2 protein-coding genes are annotated in these 2,880 nt (G+C 61.7%); both read left to right on the top strand.

All coding sequences use genetic code 11. The annotated features are described in order from the left end of the window. A partial coding sequence (locus tag Y707_RS0103755; RefSeq protein WP_026534095.1) for a transposase occupies positions 1-269 on the top strand: 269 nt, incomplete at its 5' end. A gap of 497 nt (positions 270-766) precedes the next feature. Then, entirely contained in the window at positions 767-2,596 is a 1,830-nt protein-coding gene (locus tag Y707_RS0103750; protein ID WP_026534094.1) for a thiamine pyrophosphate-requiring protein, read from the top strand. Positions 2,597-2,880: the final 284 nt, after the last annotated feature.

The following is a 2,880-nucleotide window of genomic DNA, read 5'->3' as shown; positions in this document are numbered from 1 at the left end:
TGGCACCGGTCACTTGGAGATCCGGAACTTCCATCCGTGGGGATCACCCCTCACACAAGGGCAACAAGGTGCTCAAACGCGCCCTGTTTCTCTCCGCGTTCGCAGCTCTCAAAGACCCGGTATCACGGGCCTACTACGACCGGAAACGTGCCGAAGGTAAACGCCACAACCAAGCCCTGATCGCCCTCGCCCGACGCCGAACCGACATGCTCTTCGCCATGCTCAGAGACATGACCCTCTACGAGGGAAAAGTCCCCAAAGCAGCTTGACAAAGAACATAGGGACACCCCCCATGAGCTGTTGCTGGCGTCCAGACTCTATCTTTCGGGCAGGTGAAGAACACTGAAGGGCGTCGGGCCGTCCCCCTCGAAACGGTCACCTTGACCGCGTCGTCCCAACGTGCCTACTGTAATTAGTAATTGCCGTTAGTAATACATCGGCTAGTAATACATCGGCCACGGCCACGGCGGTGTTACCCGACAATTCAACACTGAATGACGGAGCTCTTCTGTGCATCACACACTGGGGATGATTGCCCCGGATGGGCTGCGGCACTTGCGTAGCGGCACCAGGCACACAATCATGGCTGCCCATAACGTCACCGGCGTCCCTTCGCTGCCCGCGCCTGCCTGCACGAAGCTGCCGGACTCTCCGCCTGATACTTGCGTTGCCCCCGCTGAGGGTCCGCGAACCGCCACACCGAAGACAATCTCCGGATGATACGGCAGGCGTGTCCACGCGCCGCCGGGAGTGAAAGAGGAATGACATGGTGTCTGTAAGTGATTTCGTGATCCAGCGGGTCCGGGAGTGGGGCGTTACCCGGGTGTTCGCTTTTCCCGGTGACGGGATCGGTGAGTTCGACGGCGCGCTGGGCAAGGCGGAACGCGAGGGCGAAGGGCTGAAGTATGTCCGGCCTACCCACGAGGAAATCTGCTCCCTGATGGCCACCGCCCATGCCAAATTTACCGGTGAGGTCGGCGTGTGTGTTGCGACCTCCAGCCCGGGAGCCTTTCACCTGCTCAACGGCCTGTACGACGCCAAGTCGGACAATCAGCCCGTTGTCGCAATCATCGGCCAACAGGGTCTGCCTTCGCTCGGAACGTTTACCCAGCAGGAGAACAATCTGGAGCGGACCTTGGCCGATGTGGCTGTGTATGTGCAGACCGTCGTCTCGCCCAAACAGGTGCAGGCGGTCGTCGACACTGCTTTCCGCACCGCTCGGGTTCGGCTCGGACCGGCGGTCATCATTCTTCCGCACGATGTGCAGGGCATGGAGATGGAAGAGCTCACGCCGGAGAACTGGGTTTCGCGCTCGAGCGCTGTCGCACCCTCCACGTCCATTGTTCCGCCCCAGAGCGAAATCATGAAGGCCGCGGCCATCATCAATGCCGGCAGCAAGGTGACGTTCCTGGTCGGTCACGGCTCCAATGGTGCGACCGACGAGGTGCTCGAAGCGGCAAGGCTTGCCGGGGCCGGTCTCATCACGGCACTGCGCGCCAAGCAGGTCATTCCCTCGGATATTCCCCACCACAGTCAACAGTTGGGCTTGCTCGGCACCCGTCCGAGCATGCACCAGATGAACGACTGCGACACGCTCGTTTTTCTCGGAACCAACTATCCCTACAGCCAATTCCTGCCGGCGAGCGGCCAGGCCCGGGCGATCCAAGTTGACCTCAAGCCGGAGCAAATGGGCTTGCGCTACCCGACCGAGTTGAATATCTGGGGCGATGTGAAGGCAACTCTCACGGCGCTCATCCCGCACCTGGAGGCGAAGGCGGATCTGTCCTGGCAGGAAAACGTCGCCAAGGAGATGGTCGAATGGGAGAACGAGATGGAAGCCCAGGCGATGCTCAGCTACCAGGACGGCGTAAACCCCCGGAGGGTGTACCACGAATTGAACAAGCGTCTTCCCCCGCAGGCCATCGTCACCGCCGACGCCGGCACCACCGTGGACTGGTATGGCCACCACATTCGGTTCCGCCGCGGCATGATGGGGGACCTTTCCGGCCGGCTCGCGTCCATGCTTGCGGCCATGCCGTACGCGGTGGCCGCGAAGTTTGCGTATCCCGAGCGGTCCGTCATCTGCACCATCGGCGACGGGGCATTTCAGATGCTCGGCATGAACGAACTCATCACGATCAAGAAGTACATGCAGGAATGGGACAACCCGCAGCTGATCATCATGGTCCTGCACAACGATGATCTGACCCAGGTGTCCTGGGAAATGCGCACCGAGGACGCCAATCCCGTGTGGGAGACCTCCCAGGATGTCGAATCGGTCGACTACGCTGGGTGGGCGGAATTGCTCGGGTTCCAGGGAATCCGCGTTAAAAGCGACGACGACGTTGCGGCGGCTTGGGATTCCGCCTTCGCCCACCGTGGAGTAACGCTGATCGACGCCTACACCAGCAGAAGTGTGCCCCCGCTCCCGCCGCACATCACACTGGAATTCGCTAAGAACACTGCGAAGGCGCTGCTGAAGAAGGATCCCTTCGCGAAGGGAGTTATCCGTGATTCTGCCGAGGCCCTCCTGTCCGAGGGCACCGAACGCGTCAAGGGAACACTCCACATCGGCCAGGACAAGAAGGACGACTAGCCTCGCCCATCGCCGGAGGATTCCTTAGGCATACGGGTCGATGCCCCAGCAGGCAGTGTGGCTCTGTCCCGGTTCCAGGGTGATCAATCCTTCCCCGGAGTTGAAGGCATTTGGCGCGCAGGTCATGGGCTCGACTCCCAGGCCCGTGCGCCGCCTGCCCGTGGCGCGCAGGTCATGGGCTCGACTCCCAGGCCCGTGCGCCGCCTGTCCGGCTGGGGCAGAGCGTCCCCGGTAAAGATTTCCAAATAGGGGTAGCCCTCATCGGCCCAAAGGGCCACGGCGGC

Source organism: Arthrobacter sp. H14, assembly GCF_000520495.1.
In the GTDB taxonomy this organism is placed as follows: Bacteria; Actinomycetota; Actinomycetes; order Actinomycetales; family Micrococcaceae; genus Arthrobacter_C.
This window is presented reverse-complemented; position numbering and strand designations above follow the sequence as displayed.